Source organism: Streptomyces sp. NPDC004609 (genome assembly GCF_042873655.1).
Lineage (GTDB): Bacteria > Actinomycetota > Actinomycetes > Streptomycetales > Streptomycetaceae > Streptomyces.
Genome location: NZ_JBIALS010000040.1, coordinates 14,099 through 29,228, shown reverse-complemented (window position 1 = coordinate 29,228; position 15,130 = coordinate 14,099). Strand labels below are relative to the sequence as shown.

The following is a 15,130-nucleotide window of genomic DNA, read 5'->3' as shown; positions in this document are numbered from 1 at the left end:
CGCTGCCGTGGCCGCGAGGGTTCGCCGGGCCGGGCGATCAGGGCTGCGACGACGAGCGGCCGCATGCCCTCGAACGTCCACAGCGGTTGGTGCGGTTGGTGCGGTTGGTGCGGTTGGTGCGGTCGGGCGGGAGCGCCGCGCCGGATCACACTCAGTCACCGAAACCGCCGCTGCGTAGCCGCGCCGCATCGACGGCGCCGGACGGCCGCGCCGGAGATCGCTGTCGGGCCGGGCGGTATCAGGGCGGCGGCCGGGGGCCTTCTCGCTCACCCGAACCCTGGTCCGGGGCGCGTCCCGGTCCGCCGCCGAGCGCCGTGCGGGGATCTGGTGGATGTTGGAAGAAGCCCCTGGTTCGAGAGGCGTGATATCGATGCGAGCTACATATATGTACGGTCCCGGGGACGTTCGGGTCGAGGAGGCCCGCGAACCCCGGATCGTGGACCCCACGGACGCGCTCGTACGCGTCACCCTGACCTGCGTCTGCGGATCGGACCTGCACCCCTACCACTCCATGGCCGTCACGGACGAGGGCGTGCCGATGGGCCATGAATTCCTCGGGGTCGTCGAGGAGACCGGATCCGAGGTCACCGGCCTGAAGAAGGGCGACTTCGTCGTCTCACCGTGGGCGTTCGCGGACAACACCTGCGCGATCTGCCGCGACGGCTTCCAAACCGCCTGTCCGCGCGGCGGCTGGTACGGAACGGGCGGGGTGGGCGGGGCACAGGCCGAGGCCGTCCGGGTACCGCAGGCCTCCGGCACCCTGGTGAAAATCCCCGGGGACGCCGACGTGGCGCTGCTGCCGTCCCTGCTGACCCTGAGCGATGTGTACCTCACCGGCTACCACGCCGCCCACATGGGCGGAGTGTCCGCGGGGAAGACGGTCACGGTGATCGGCGACGGTGCCGTGGGCCTGTCCGCCGTGCTGGCATCCGGGCGCATGGGCGCCGAACGGATCATCCTCATGGGCCGCCACAGGACCCGCACCGATCTGGGCCGCGAATGGGGTGCCACCGAGGTGGTGGCCGAGCGGGGCGAGGAAGGCGTTGCCCGGGTGATGGAGCTGACCGGCGGCGAGGGATCCCACGTCGTCCTGGAGGCGGTGGGGCTGATGCCCGCGTACGAGCAGGCGTACGGTGTCGTGCGCCCCGGCGGGATCATCTCCCGGGTCGGCGTACCGCAGTACGAGGAGGCCCCGGTGGGCGTCGGCTCGCTGTTCGGGAAGAACGCGGGCCTGACCGGCGGGCCGGCACCGGTGCGCGCCTACATCGACGCGGCCGTCCCGGACGTCCTGGAGGGCCGTATCGAACCGGGCCGGGTGTTCGACGCCGAGGTCACGCTGGACGAGGTCGCCGACGCCTACCGGAGGATGGACACCCGCGCCAACCTCAAGGTGTTGGTGCGCCCGTGACACGCACACAGCGCGCACCGCGCGTACCCGACCGGCACCGCGCGCACTCGACCGGCGCCGCGCCCGGCGCCCACCGCGCCCGACGCCGCCGGCGCCCCGGCACCCGTCCACCCCCATGCGCTGGACTCGCCTGCTGACACGGTACGTATACGGACCGTCAGGTCCCGGTGAGTCATCGTCGCGTCAGCGAGATCGAACGGCGGGACGCGGTCGACAGCGCCATCGTGGGCGTACCCCCTCGTCGTGTACCTCGTCCTCGTACCCCTCCTCTTCCACTCTCTGGCAACCGTGCCAGGAAAACGAGACTGCAATCTTCACTGGCAAACCCGGACAACCAGTTCCGGGCGGCGGTCTGCGCCGTTCTCCCACGGGAGGGCGTCCATGCCAGACATCCGGGACCCGTACGGCAGCCTCCACCGCACGCTGTGGATCGGCGGGGCGCAGTGGTCGGGCAAGTCGACGGTGGCCGAACTCATCGCCGCCACACATGGCCTGACGGTCTATCACTACGACTACCACGACTCCCGCAGCCACCAGGACCGCCGGGTCGCGCGCCGGATCGCCCTGGGTGAGCCGGTACAGGGCCCGACCCTCGACCACGTCTGGGTGGAGCGGAGCCCGGAGGAGATGGCCTCCGAGACCTTGGCGGGCTTCCCGGTCCGGTTCGCGTGGGCGCTGGACGACCTGCGCGCGTTGTTCACCGGCAGACCGGCCATCGCGGAGGGCTGGGGCCTGCGACCGGAGCTGGTCGCGCCCCTGATCGACTCACCCCGGCGGATGGTCGTCCTCGTCCCCACCGAGGACTTCCGGCAGCACCAACTCCGTACCCTGCCCCGCGCGGGCGCTCTCGACGTCCCGGTGAGCGACCCTGCCCGCGCTCAGGCCAACCGCGTCGCCCGGGACCGCCTGGTCGCCGAGGACGCGGCACGGAGCGCCCGCCGTCTCGGCATCCGCGTCATCGAGGTCGACGGCACCCTCGGCGCGTCAGCCGTAGCGGCGGCGGTGGCCGAGCAGTTCGCCCCCTACCTGGCCCTCGGCACCGGTGAGCCGGCGTCGTGAGGTCCGGGTCCGGCGGAGCGGGGGATTCCTGCGAGTCGTCCCGCCGTTCTACTCGGACGGCACGGGCGCGGCGCCGGTTCGCGCGGCGGGCTCGTCGGCCTTGTCGGCCGCGGCGGGCGGCCGACGGCCGGGCAGGAAGAAGGCGGGCACGAGCGCGAGCGCCGTGAAGGCCAGGGCCCACCAGAACGGCGCCCGGAAGGACGTCGCGAGCCCGTGGGCCACGGCGCTGTCGGGCAGTACGGCCGTCAGACCCGGGACCCGGGCGGGCAGACGGCGCAGCGCCTCGCTCTGGAGCACCACGGCGAGCACGGCGGTGCCCAGCGAGGCGCCGATGCGCTGGAAGACGTGGAAGGCGCTGGTGGCGCGTGGTACGACCTCCGTGGGTACGCTGCTGAACGCGGCGGTCATGGTCGGCATCATCGAGGCGCCCAGCCCCATGCCGCGCACGACCAGCGCCGCGCTCAGCAGGAACTGGTCCGGATCGGCGTCGATGACCACGTACGGCAGGGTCCCCACACCGACGAGGACCACGCCGGCCAGGGTGACGGTGCGCACCCCGAAAGCCGCCGTCAGCCGCTGGAGCAGGGTGATCGCGATGAGGTAGCCCACGCTCTGCGGCAGCAGCAGCAGCGCGGAGACCAGCACGCCGGTGCCCTGGACCACCTGGAAGTACAGCGGCAGCGGGATGAGTACGCCGTACATCGCGACGGCCATGACCATGCTGGTCAGAGTGCCGGCCGCGAAGTCGCGGACGAGGAACAGCCGCAGGTCGAGCACGCCCTCGGCGCGCCGGCGCAGCGCGTGCGCGACGAACGCGGCACCCAGGACGAGGGCGGCGGTCAGACCGGTGAGGGCCTTGGCGCCGGTGAACCCGCCGGACGCACCGGCCTCGGAGAGTCCGTAGACGAGCCCGGCGAGCGCGGGAACGAGCAGCACCAGGCCGAGCGTGTCGAGGACGGCGTCCTTCGAGGGGGCGATGACGTTGTGCACCCGCCACAGGACCAGGGCGATGGTCACGACACAGAACGGCACGTTGATGAGGAAGATCCACCGCCAGCCGGCGTGGTCCACCAGGACACCGCCGAGCGAGGGGCCCAGGAGCGGGGCGAACAGGGCCGGGACGGTGACGATGGACATCAGTCTGGTAAGGCGGCGGGGTCCGGCCGCCTGGGCGATCAGGGCCTGTCCCACGGGAAGGGCGAGGCCGGCGCCGATGCCCTGGAGGATGCGGAACCCGATCAGGCTGGGCGCGTCCCAGGCAAGCCCCGAAAGGAGGGACCCGAGCAGGAACGCGACCTGAGAGAAGACGAGTGTCCGCCGCGCCCCGAAGCGTGCCATCGCCCAGGCTCCCAGCGGGAGCGTGGCGGTGATGGCCAGCAGATACCCCGTGACCACCCACTGGACGGTGGCGATCTCGGTGTCGAAGGCGGTGGCCAGCGGTCCGATCGCGACGTTGGTGATGGTGGCGTCCAGCAGCCCGGCGAAGCTGCCGAAGGCCATGATGGCGGCGAGCCACCACAGGTCGGGATCGATGTGTTCGGAGTCGTCCGCCAGGGCTCGCTCCTGATGGGGCGTCACGTCGATCTCTTTCTCTCGTCCGGAAGAGCAACCGCCCCAACGTTCCACAACACATGTCGTGTTGGCAACACGTGTTGGATAGTGGTCCCGGGTGGGTGAGCCCCTTGCGGCATCCGACCGGGCACGGCGTTCCGGGGGGTACGGGCACGCGCCGACGTGACCGTCCGGCCGGGCACACCGTGCGGGCACCGCCACCGGGCCGCCGGACCACTCTGCGACATCTGTCGGATACCGAGGTAGCCTGGCCGGATGTCCGACACGACGGAGCCCGGCACCAAACGCGTCGATCCGCGCGTGCTGCGGACCCGGGCGCTGTTGCGGTCGGCCGCACTGGAACTGGCCGCCGAGCGCGAGCTGACCGGCATCACCATCGCGGACGTGGCCGAGCGGGCGACGGTGAACCGCGCGACGGTCTATCAGCACTACAGCGACCGTGACGCGCTGCTGCTCGACGCCACGGAGGACGAACTGACCGGACTGGTGGCGCTGCTGGCGCGCTGCCCGCTGGTGGACGGCCCGCGCCGGACACCGTCGGCCTTCGTCGACGTCTTCCGCCACATCGAGTCCCATGTCGTGCTCTACCGGCGCATGCTGGGCCCGTGCGGCTCCGCCCGCTTCCTCAACCGCCTGCAGCACCTGGTGGCCAAGCAGGTCGCGCACCAGCTGACCGCGCACCCCGCCGGACCGCGGGACGGCTCCGGCGTCGCGCTTCGGGCGCACTGCGCGGCGGGCGCCTTCATCGGCGTCCTGCGGCACTGGCTGACGGCGCCGGACCTGGTTCCCCCCGAGACGATGGCGACCGGAGCGTGGCACGCCCTGTCGTCGGCGGACTGAGCCTCAGGGCGTTTTCCGGAAGTCCCGCCCGGCCTGCGACGCCCTGCACGCACGCCCCCCGGGCCCGGCGGCCCGGGAGATACCCCCTCGCTGCGTTGCCGGAATCGCCCAAGGACGTCCACCCTCTGTGGTTCGGAGTTCCGGCAGCCCGGGCGGACCCGCTTGCCCCGACCGAGCACATGCAGCAGCCTTGAACCATGGCCGTTTCCGCGTCCACGCCTGCCACGCACAGTGGCTGGGCTGTAGGGACACCGGGGCCGATCGACGCCGGGCCGTTGGAGCGGGTCCGGCGGGAGACGCCGGCGCCCGGCCCGGGGGAGCTGCTGCTGCGGGTGGAGGCGTGCGGTGTGTGCCGTACGGATCTGCATCTGGCCGAGGGGGATCTCGTACCGCACCGCCCCTCCGCGATTCCCGGTCATGAGACCGTCGGCCGGGTCGAGGCCGTGGGCGAAGGGGTCAGCCTGTTCCGCGTCGGTGACCGGGCGGGCGGGGCCTGGCTGCGCGGCACCTGCGGGAGCTGCGCGTACTGCCGGGCCGGCCGGGAGAACCTCTGCCCGCGGTCCATCTATACGGGGTGGGACGCTGACGGCGGGTTCGCCGAGACGGCCGTGGTTCCGGAGGCGTTTGCCTACCGGCTGCCGGAGGACCGGGACCCGGCGCTGCTCGCGCCTCTGCTGTGCGCCGGGATCATCGGCTTCCGGGCGCTTCGGCGCAGCGCACTGCCCGAGGGCGGACGGCTGGGGATCTACGGCTTCGGCGCGTCGGCGCATCTGGCCGCCCAGGTGGCACTCGCCGAGGGCGCCACGGTTCATGTGCTGACCCGGTCGGCGCGGGCGCGGGCGCTCGCTCTGGAACTCGGTGCGGCGTCGGCGGGCGGCGCCTACGACCGGGCGCCCGAGCCGTTGGACTCGGCGATCCTCTTCGCCCCGGTGGGGGACCTCGTGCCGGTTGCGCTGGAGGCTCTGGACCGGTCCGGGACCCTCGCCGTCGCCGGTATCCACCTCTCCGACATCCCGGTGCTGAACTATCAGCGCCATCTGTTCCAGGAGCGGAATCTGCGCAGCGTCACCTCCAACACCCGCCGGGACGGGCGGGACTTCCTGAATCTGGCCGAGCGCGTCGGCATCCGGGTCACCGTGAGCCCCTACCCCTTGAGCCGGGCCGACCGGGCGCTCGCCGACCTGGCGGCCGACCGGGTGAACGGCGCCGCAGTGCTGGTGCCCGGCTGATGTCCGCCGGCGCCGGGCCACCGGAGCATCCCGGTACCCTCCAACCGGTTGACGGGCTGGCTTCACCGGAGTTCGTATCTCACGTGTCCGTCTGTTCCCCACACCACTTCCGGTAGGCGGCCACGGCGGTCGGGAGGGTCGGGAAGATCAGATCGGTGCCGACCGACTCGGTCAGCCCGTACGCGTCCAGCGGGTCGCGCAGGTCCTGTTTGACCCGGGCCATGGCGAACACGATGCCCTGTCCGGTCAGTTCCCGCCGTAGTTCCTCCACGGAGTCCAGCGCGGTGATGTCGACCTCCACATTCGCCTCGGTGTTGAGCACGAACCAGCGGACGGGTTCGGTCTGTTCGTTCACGGCGGCCAGCGCCCGGCGCTTGAAGTCCTCGGCGTTGGCGAAGAAGAGAGGGGAGTCGTAGCGGTAGACCAGCAGACCGGGGATGGTGCGCGCCTTCGGGTAGTCGTCGACGTCGTGCATGCCGGCCATGCCGGGCACGAGCCCCTCGACGGCGTCGTGCGGGCGGGCGACACGGCTGAGGAGCTCGGCCACGGACAGGCCCACCGCGACGAGGACGCCGTAGAGGATCCCGAGAGCGAGTACGCCGAGCAGACAGCTCACGGCCAGGAGAAACTCCCGTCGGCGGAAGGCGGCCAGGCGCCGGAACCCGGCCAGGTCGATCAGCCGGACCGCCGCGTAGACGACGAGCGCACCCAGGACGGGGACCGGGATCCGGGCGAGGACGGGGCTGAGGAACAGCAGCACGGCGATCACCGCCGCACAGGCGGTGATCGAGTACGCCTGGCTGCGTCCGCCCGCCGACACGGCGAGGGCGGTGCGGCTGGCGCTGCTGCTCACGGGGAAGCCCTGGAAGACGCCCGCGCCGAGATTGGTCGCCCCCAGGGCCAGTAGCTCCTGGTTGGGGTCGTGCCACCTGCGGTCGTCGCGGTCGGCGAAGGCGCGTCCGGTGAGGATCACATCGCTGTAGCCGACGAGCAGGACGCCCAGGGAGGGCAGCAGCAGGCGGGGAAGCTCGCCCGGGTCGGGCAGTGCGGGGGCGGGCAGCCCGGAGGGGATCGCCCCGACCACCGCGATGCCGTGCTTCTCCCAGCCGAAGAGCGCGACGGCGGCGGTGCCGAGCACAACTGCCAGAAGCGGCCGGGGGACGGTTCCCCAGAGGCGCGGCACCGCGAAGAGGAAGGCCAGGAGCGCGGTGCTGAACCATATGGTCGCCGGTTCGGCGCCGGAGAGATTCCGCAGAAACGACAGCACCTGGGGGAAGAACTCCGTTCCCGTGGTGGTGACTCCGGTGAGCCGGGGGAGCTGGTCCACGATCATGATCAGGGCGATCCCGGTCAGATAGCCGATGAGGACCGGCCGGGACAGCAGGTCGGCAACGAATCCGAGCCGGGCGGCCCAGGCCACCAGGCACAGCAGTGCGACCGCGACCGCGACCGCAGCGGCCAGCGCGGCGTAGCGTGCGGGGTCTCCGGCCGCAAGTGGTCCGACGACGGCCGCGGTCATCAGCGCGGTCGTCGATTCGGGGCCGACGGACAGGAGCCGGGACGAGCCGAGCAGCGCGTAGAGGGCCAGTGCGGGCAGGACCGCCCACAGTCCGGTGACCGGTGGTAGTCCCGCGACGCTCGCGTAAGCCATGACCTGGGGTACGAGGTACGCCGCGACCGTCATCCCGGCCAGCAGGTCGCCCCGCAGCCAGGAGCGCCGGTATCCGGCGAGCAGCGTGATTCCCGGCATCCGGGGAAGGAACGGATACCGTCTCCCGCTGGGGTCGTCGGCGCGCTGGGGCAAGGGGATCTCCTTTCGCCCGGGCCTTCAGCATCCCGCCACAGGGCCGACAGCCGCGCGTCGGCGCCCCGTCCGGCCGCACCGGCGGGCTCTGAGGCAGGGGAGTGGTCGACTCTTCACCGGGATCTGTGACACCTCGCCCGTTCGCGTCCCGGCGTTTGCCGGAAGAGGCCGCCCCCCAGCCACCGCCGCCTCAGGAGGTGCACCTGTCCCGCACCGTCAGCGTCGGTCTCGACCATCCCGGGAGAGCCTCGCCGCCGCCCACTGGGCCGTCAGGGAAGCGAGCCTGCGCGGGCCGGCGCTGAAACTCGTGAACGTCTGGGAACCGGTGCCCCTCGGTCAGGCTCCGCTCAGGGGCGAAGAGACCCAGCGTCACTGGTCAGGGCGTGTCCCCCGCGAAGCGGCCCAGGAACCGTGGCAGAGCCATCCTGATCTCAATGTGGTCATGAAACAGCTCACCGGTCGGCCCGGGGAGGTGCTGCCCGAGGCTGCGGAAGGCGCTGACCTGCTGGTTCCGGGATCCCGGGGGCTGAGTGGACTCGCTGGCTTCCTGGTCGGCTCGGTGGGGCAGGCGGTGGTCGCCCGAGCCGAGCCGCCCCGGATGCCCGATCCCCTTGCCCGCGGGACGCTGAAGGTGCCCAGCCGCTACATGAGAGAGCGAGGTCACCGCGATGAAAGCGCTCGTCTTCGAAGGCCCGGGGCGAACCTCCTGGCGGGATGTGCCGGACCCCGGGGTCAAGGACGCCGCCGACGCGATCGTCCGGGTCGACACGGTGTCGATCTGCGGCACCGACCTGCACATCATCAAGGGGGACGTGCCCGAGGTGACGCCCGGCAGAATCCTGGGGCACGAGGCCGTGGGCGAGGTGATGGACGTGGGGGCCGAGGTCCGCACCGTCCGCCCCGGTGACCGGGTGTTGATCTCCTGCATCTCCCCGTGCGGGAGGTGTCGCTTCTGCCGTGAGAACCACTACGGGCAGTGTCAGGGTGGCGGCGGCTGGGTCCTGGGCCATCTGATCGACGGAACCCAGGCCGAGTACGTCCGCGTGCCCTTCGCCGACCTCTCCCTGCATCCGCTGACCAGCGTGGTCGACGGCGCCGACGCGGTGCTGCTGGCCGACATCCTCCCCACCGCTTACGAGGTGGGCGTGCTCAACGGCCGGGTGAAGCCCGGAGACACCGTTGTCATCGTGGGCGCCGGCCCCATCGGGCTCGCCACCGTCGCCACCGCCCGGCTCTACACCCCCGAACGGATCATTGTCGTCGACCTCGCCGAATCCCGGCTGACCGCCGCACGGGCGATGGGCGCCGACGCCACGGTCCTCAGTGCCGAGGATCCCGAACGGCTCGTCGCCGATCTCACCGACGGCCTCGGCGCCGACGTGGCGATCGAAGCGGTCGGCCTGCCCGAGACCTTCGACCTGTGCACCCGGACGGTCCGCCCCGGCGGCCGGGTCGCCAACATCGGCGTCCACGGCAAACCCGCGACCCTCCATCTGGAGGATCTGTGGATCAAGGACGTGACCATCACGACCGGCCTGGTCGACACCTTCTCCACACCGCTGCTGCTGCGCATGGCGGCGGCGGGGAAGATCTCCTCGACCGCCCTGGTCACCCACCGTTTCGAGCGGGATCAGATGGAGGAGGCGTACGACGTCTTCTCCCGCGCCGCCGACACGGGCGCGATGAAGGTGGTCCTGGGCGACACCCCGCACGACGCCGTGCTGCCCGCGGTCGAGGTGCTGTGACCGCATAGGTGCGCCGGGTTGGCGGTCGTGGCGGTTGGATGTGCGGTGACGTCTGATCCCACCGCTGCAGGTGCGGTGAGCGAGCCTGCCCGTGTGCGCAGACTGACCGACCAGGAATACAAGGCTGCGCGGTTTCTCCAGGTGTTTGCAGCCGTCGGCAGACCGACTTCTCGATGGGGGCGTAGGCGCGCCGGAAGTGTCCGGTCTGCTCTGCGAGCGGCTGAGTGAAGAACTGCGTGACATCGGGGTGCACACCAGCGGACGCCTCCGGCGGTCGCGGTCGCGGACGGTGCGGCTGGACGCACACCGGAGGATGAGGCCGATGCGATCTCCAGGGCCAGAGGATCCGTCGAGGACCGACCGCAGCTGACGGTGGTCTCACACCCCGACAGCAGGGCACGGCGTGCCTGCGAGGACGCAGGGGATCCGACGCACACAATGCCCGTGAATACCCCGATCTGTGAGAAAAATCCATGCCGAGTTCATGACACAGGAGTGCGTGCGATGGATCTGGAGCTCACCGGCAAAGTCGCCGTCGTCACCGGTGCCAGCAAGGGCATCGGCCTGGCCATCACCGAGGCGTTCCTGCATGAGGGCGTGCGTGTGGTCGCCGGCAGCCGTTCCGAGACCCTTGAGCTGGCCGCGTTGCGCGAGACATACGACGTGGCCTTCGCCGCCGGCGATCTGGCTACCGGCGAAGGCGTGGATGCACTGATCCAGGCGGCGATGGAACGCCATGGCAGGATCGACGTCCTGGTCAACAATGTCGGAGCCACCGAGCCCCGCACCGATTTCCTCGCCATCGACGACGCACAGTGGCAGCGGGGCTTCGACCTGAATTTCTTCAGCGCCGTCCGCGCCAGCCGCGCCGCGCTGCCGCACCTGCTCGCGGACGGCGGAGGCGCGGTCGTCAACATCAGTTCCATCAACGCCCGGCAGCCCTTCCCCACGGTGGTGGACTACTCGGCGGCCAAAGCCGCGCTGACCAGCCTGACCAAGTCGCTGTCGGAGGAGTTCGCGCCGCGCGGCGTACGGGTGAACGCCATTGCTCCGGGACCGGTCCGCACCCCGTTCTGGACCGCCCCCGGCGGCTTCGCCGACGCCGTGGCGGCCGGCGCGGGAACCACTGCCCAGGAGGCCATGGACGTGGTGGTGCCCCAGCAGATGGGCATCACCACGGGACGCTTCACCGAACCTCAGGAGGTCGCCGACCTCGCGCTCTTCCTGGCCTCGCCCCGCGCCGCGAACATCACAGGCGCCGAATTCCTCATCGACGGCGGCCAGACCAAGACGACCTGAGCCCTGGCGCGACGGTGCCGCGGGGAATCCTGCTCGGGGCTCATGGCATGACCACTCGGGCGGCGCGGATCGACTTCAGCGCGGCCAGGCCCCAGCGGATGCCCTTCCCGACCCGGCGAACCCATGCGGCCACAGCACGCGCCCCCTTCCTCGCCTGCGGCCCGGTCTCACCTGCCCCGGCTCGGCCGTCGGCAGGTGAGACCAACCGGTGCGGCTCAGCGGGTCCGGTAGCGCGCGTAGATCAGTCCGCTGTCGAAGGCACGCTCCTCGACCAGCTTGAGATCGAGGCGCACGCCGTCGGGGAAGAACCGCTTGCCGCCGCCGACCACGCTCGTGGTCATGAACAGGTGGTACTCGTCCACCAGACCGGCCGCGATCGCCTGGGCCGCGAGGTTCGGGCCGTCGACGGTGAGATCGTGATCAGCCTCGGCCTTGAGCTTGCGCACCGCGTCCACATCGAAGGTCCGCTCGATCCTGGTCTTCGCGCTGGACACCGACTCAAGCGTCGTGGAGTACACGATCTTCTCCGCGGCCTGCCAGTCGCGGGCGTACTGCAGGATGTGCGGCGGCTGGTCGGGCTCGGTGTGCGCGGTCTCCCAGTAGACCATCGTCTCGTACATCCGCCGGCCGTAGAGGTACGTGCCGACGGGGCGGAAGAGGTCGTTGATGAAGGTATGCACCTCCTGGTCGTCGGCCCCGGTGCCGAGGCCGCCCTCCGCCGCCTCGGCGTAGCCGTCGAGCGAGGTGATCATCGAGTAGATGAGCTGTGCCATGCGTCTCCTTCGGGTACGAGCGCGTCAGTCTGCCGGCGGTCCAGGCTGTGACCTCCGCACGACCCGGAACTCATCGATCGGCCGGCCGGCGGCCGGGCCCGTGGGAGCGTCGGCCGAGTCGGGGGCGGGCACGGTTCCGGGCGGCAGGATCCGCAGGGCGCGCACGACCGCACGGCCCGCGGCCTCGTTGGCGGCCGCGATGAGGCGGGTCTGCTCCAGCCGCGCCTTCGTCGCGCAGCCCGTCGACTCCGGGCACACGATGAGCCGGCCTGAGTCCGGGTCGAAGCCGACGGCGGCAACGTGCCCGGCCGGCTCAGGAGCAATGGCCGCCCACCGCCCCCGCGGCGTGGAATCAACGGAGTTGGCGTATCCGCCGTCGGCCCGCACCAGACCGGCCGTGCGCAGGCCCGCGGCGGGGCGGGCCAGGACGATGCGGCCTCCGGCCCGGTCCTGCACGGACGCGGGGGTGACCATGACGACCGGCAGCAGGCCCGTCGTGTCGGCCCACACCCCCAGGGCAGCACCCCGTCGTCACACTCCACACACGACCAGCCACCCGACAGGCTCTCAGCCGTGCGGCGCCGGCACCGCCGCCAGGAGCTCCCGCGTGTACGCGTGCCGCGGTGACCCCAACACCTCCTCCACACCGCCGCACTCGACCAGCTCCCCGTGGTGCAGCACCGCCACCCGGTCGCACAGCGCCCACGCCAGGCCCACGTCATGGGTGATGAACAGCAGCCCGATGCCCTCCTCGCGGCGCAGCTCGGCGAGCAGCCCCAGCACCTGGGAGCGGATCGAGACATCCAGCGCGGAGACCGGTTCGTCGCAGATCAGCGCCTGGGGGCCGAGTGCCACGGCGGCGGCGATGACGACGCGCTGCCGCTGGCCGCCGGAGAGCTGGTGCGGATAGCGGTGCCAGTACCGTTCGACCGGGGCCAGTCCGCACCGTTCCATGGCGGCGACCGCGAGCGCCGTCCGCTCCTGTCCGGGCGCGCCGATCCCGTGCACATCGAGCCCTTCGAGCACCTGGGCGCCCACCGTCCGCCGCGGGTTGAGCGACTGGTACGGATCCTGGAAGACCATCTGCACCCGGCGCCGGAAGGCCCGGTCGCGCGGCCCCGTCAGGGCCTCGCCGCGGAAGCGCACGGCCCCGCTGCTCGGCTGCTGCAACCCCATCAGGGTCCGGCCCAGTGTCGACTTGCCGCTCCCGGACGCCCCGACCAGTCCCAGTACCTCCCCCTCGGCCCAGGCCAGATCCACCCCCCGGAGCGCGTCGACGGTCGTGGCGCGCCCCGGCCCGCGACCGCGTCCGGGGAAGGTCACGCAGAGGCCCTCGGCCTCGAAGAGCGGGGCGGCCGCCGTCCCGCCCCGGGGGCTGGTCGTCGTGTCGCTCATCGTGCGGCCTCCTCGTTCACGGCGGGCCAGGGAAGGAGATGGCAGCGGGCGGTGTGCCGCCCGCCGGGTTCCGTACGGGCCTCGGGCGCCGCGGTACGGCACCGGTCCTCGACCCGGTGACACCGGGGCGCGAACGCGCACCCCGGCTCCGGCGCCGCCGGGTCGGGCGGTGACCCGGGGATCGGCGGCGGCAGTTCGCGCGGCCCGCCCACGGCGGGGAAGGAGGCGAGCAGCCGCTGGGTGTACGGGTGCCGGGGCGTGCCGTAGACCTCGTCGACGGTGCCCGTCTCGACGACGCGGCCCGCGTACATCACCGCGATCCGGTCGCAGGTATCGGCGAGGACGGACAGATCGTGGGTGATCAGCAGGACCGACAGATCCAGTTCTCTGCGCAGCTCGTCCAGCAGGTCGAGGATCTGCCGCTGGGTGATGACGTCCAGCGCGGTGGTCGGCTCGTCGCCGATGACCAGATCGGGTTCACACGCCAGGGCGAGCGCGATCATGAGCCGCTGGCGCTGGCCGCCGGAGAACTCGTGCGGATAGGAGCGCACGCGGGCCGGGTCGAGCCGTACCTGCTCGAAGAGTTCGCGGACGCGGGCGGTGGCCGCGGTCCGGTCCAGCTCGGTCCGGTGCAGCCGGACGGCCTCGCGGATCTGGTCGCCGACGCGCATCACCGGGTCGAGGGCGTTCATGGCGCCCTGGAACACCAGAGAGATCCGCCGCCAGCGCACCGCGCGCATACCGCGCGGGGACAGGGTGTGCAGCGGGCGCGGTCCGCGCTCGGTGTCCAGGTGCAGCTCGCCCCCGGCGCGTACCAGACCGCCGGGCAGCAGATCCAGCAGGGCCAGCGCGGTCGTCGTCTTGCCGCAGCCGGATTCCCCCGCGAGGCCCAGGGCCTCGCCCCGGTGCACCTCGAAGCCGACGCCGTCGACGATCCTCGCCTCGGGCAGATCCCGCCGTACGACGGTCAGTTCACGGACCGAGAGCAGCGGCCGGACCGCCGTGCCCTCCGTCGCGGTGGTGGTCGGGGCGGTCATCGCTGCTCCCTGAGACGTGGGTCGACACGGGTCTCGATGGCGTGGCCGAGCAGGGAGAACCCCAGCACGACCAGGGTGATGCCCAGACCGGGCGCGAGGAAGTAGCCCCAGGCCCCGCTGCTCATCGCCCCGGCGTCCTGCGCGGCCTGGAGCATGCCGCCCCAGGAGAAGCGGTCGGGGTCGCCGAGGCCCAGATAGGACAGGGTCGATTCGGTGAGCACGGCCAGCGCCACGTACACCACCGCGTTGGCGAGGACCAGCGGCATCACATTGGGCAGGATCTGGGTGCGGATCACCCGCAGCCGCCCGGCGCCCAGCACCACCGAACGCTCCACGAAGGCACGGCGTTTGAGCGACAGCACCTCCGCGCGCACGATCCGCGAGGTCCCGGCCCAGCCGAACAGTCCGATGACCAGGATCAGCACACTGGTCCGGCCCAGCGGCAGATCCGCCGCCCGGTTGCCGAGCAGGCTCGCCGCCAGCACCGTCACGGGGATCATCGGCAGCACCAGGAACCAGTCGTTCAGCACATTGAGCACCCGGTCGGTCCAGCCGCCGAAGTACCCGGCCGCGATGCCCACCGTGGTGCCGATCACCGAGGACACCAGGGCGGCCGTGAACCCGACCAGCATGGTGTCCTGGGCTCCCAGGAGCAGTTGGGACAGCAGATCGCGGCCGTTCTCGTCGGTGCCGAGCCAGTGTGCCCCGCTGGGTCCGTCGAGGATGTCCGGCGAGAAGGAGCCGGCCGCCTTCGGATCCTGCGGCGCCAGCCACGGCGCGAGCAGCGCCATCAGCGTGAACACGGCAAGCAGTACGGCGCCGATGGCCCCGCGCCGGTCCCGCAGCACGGCCCGCACGGCCGCGGCGGCCCTCTCCCGCCGCCCGCCGCGTCCCTCCCCGAGCAGCCGCCGGGCGGTGGCGCGGTGCTCCGCGGTCGCTGCCGGCGTGGATACGTTCATCGTCCCCTCC

General features: G+C 71.8%; 13 protein-coding genes and 1 pseudogene. 7 read left to right on the top strand and 7 right to left on the bottom strand.

Annotation, left to right across the window (positions count from 1 at the left end; genetic code table 11):
• Positions 1–370 precede the first annotated feature (370 nt).
• Complete coding sequence (locus ACFYT4_RS30210) at positions 371–1,408, top strand: alcohol dehydrogenase catalytic domain-containing protein (protein ID WP_389275970.1); 1,038 nt, start codon at positions 371–373, stop codon at positions 1,406–1,408.
• A 381-nt stretch (positions 1,409–1,789) separates the two neighbouring features.
• Positions 1,790–2,467, top strand: coding sequence for a hypothetical protein (locus ACFYT4_RS30205; protein ID WP_389275967.1), 678 nt, complete (start codon positions 1,790–1,792; stop codon positions 2,465–2,467).
• Between the two features lie 48 nt (positions 2,468–2,515).
• Here ACFYT4_RS30205 and ACFYT4_RS30200 read toward each other — a convergent pair whose 3' ends face one another.
• Entirely contained in the window at positions 2,516–4,045 is a 1,530-nt protein-coding gene (locus ACFYT4_RS30200; RefSeq protein ID WP_389275964.1) for a DHA2 family efflux MFS transporter permease subunit, read from the bottom strand.
• Positions 4,046–4,294: 249 nt separating this feature from the next.
• Between ACFYT4_RS30200 and ACFYT4_RS30195 the strand changes: the two genes are divergently transcribed.
• Both ACFYT4_RS30195 and ACFYT4_RS30190 read left to right on the top strand, forming a co-directional pair.
• Positions 4,295–4,879, top strand: coding sequence for a TetR/AcrR family transcriptional regulator (locus ACFYT4_RS30195; protein WP_389275961.1), 585 nt, complete (start codon positions 4,295–4,297; stop codon positions 4,877–4,879).
• A 197-nt stretch (positions 4,880–5,076) separates the two neighbouring features.
• Entirely contained in the window at positions 5,077–6,108 is a 1,032-nt protein-coding gene (locus ACFYT4_RS30190) for a zinc-dependent alcohol dehydrogenase family protein (RefSeq protein WP_389275958.1), read from the top strand.
• A 79-nt stretch (positions 6,109–6,187) separates the two neighbouring features.
• On the opposite strand, the gene ACFYT4_RS30185 is transcribed toward ACFYT4_RS30190, so the two are convergent.
• Positions 6,188–7,858, bottom strand: coding sequence for a SulP family inorganic anion transporter (locus ACFYT4_RS30185; protein WP_389275955.1), 1,671 nt, complete (start codon positions 7,856–7,858; stop codon positions 6,188–6,190).
• Here ACFYT4_RS30185 and ACFYT4_RS30180 point away from each other — a divergent pair.
• The 3 genes and pseudogenes from ACFYT4_RS30180 to ACFYT4_RS30170 form a co-directional block, all read left to right on the top strand.
• A pseudogene (locus ACFYT4_RS30180) lies at positions 7,758–8,441 on the top strand (universal stress protein); the annotation flags it as partial. The gene ACFYT4_RS30185 and the pseudogene ACFYT4_RS30180 overlap by 101 nt on opposite strands.
• 139 nt (positions 8,442–8,580) lie before the next feature.
• On the top strand, positions 8,581–9,657 hold the full coding sequence (locus ACFYT4_RS30175; protein ID WP_389275952.1) for a zinc-dependent alcohol dehydrogenase family protein: 1,077 nt from the start codon (positions 8,581–8,583) through the stop codon (positions 9,655–9,657).
• A gap of 504 nt (positions 9,658–10,161) precedes the next feature.
• The gene (locus ACFYT4_RS30170) at positions 10,162–10,956 is read left to right on the top strand and encodes an SDR family NAD(P)-dependent oxidoreductase (RefSeq protein ID WP_389275949.1); all 795 of its coding nucleotides are present in this window, start codon (positions 10,162–10,164) and stop codon (positions 10,954–10,956) included.
• Positions 10,957–11,171: 215 nt separating this feature from the next.
• Here ACFYT4_RS30170 and ACFYT4_RS30165 read toward each other — a convergent pair whose 3' ends face one another.
• Genes ACFYT4_RS30165 through ACFYT4_RS30145 form a run of 5 tightly spaced genes read right to left on the bottom strand, consistent with a single transcriptional unit; the run spans position 11,172 to position 15,120 of the window.
• On the bottom strand, positions 11,172–11,729 hold the full coding sequence (locus ACFYT4_RS30165; protein ID WP_389275946.1) for a dihydrofolate reductase family protein: 558 nt from the start codon (positions 11,727–11,729) through the stop codon (positions 11,172–11,174).
• A gap of 24 nt (positions 11,730–11,753) precedes the next feature.
• Positions 11,754–12,239: a DciA family protein gene (locus tag ACFYT4_RS30160; RefSeq protein WP_389275943.1), complete on the bottom strand. Its 486-nt coding sequence runs from the start codon at positions 12,237–12,239 to the stop codon at positions 11,754–11,756.
• Positions 12,240–12,296: 57 nt separating this feature from the next.
• Positions 12,297–13,124, bottom strand: coding sequence for an ABC transporter ATP-binding protein (locus ACFYT4_RS30155; protein ID WP_389275940.1), 828 nt, complete (start codon positions 13,122–13,124; stop codon positions 12,297–12,299).
• Positions 13,121–14,161: an ABC transporter ATP-binding protein gene (locus ACFYT4_RS30150; protein ID WP_389275937.1), complete on the bottom strand. Its 1,041-nt coding sequence runs from the start codon at positions 14,159–14,161 to the stop codon at positions 13,121–13,123. Before ACFYT4_RS30150 ends, ACFYT4_RS30155 begins: the two co-directional genes overlap by 4 nt.
• Positions 14,158–15,120 carry an ABC transporter permease gene (locus ACFYT4_RS30145; protein ID WP_389275934.1) on the bottom strand — a complete coding sequence of 321 codons (963 nt, stop codon included), beginning with the start codon at positions 15,118–15,120 and terminating at the stop codon, positions 14,158–14,160. Before ACFYT4_RS30145 ends, ACFYT4_RS30150 begins: the two co-directional genes overlap by 4 nt.
• Between the last annotated feature and the right edge of the window lie 10 nt (positions 15,121–15,130).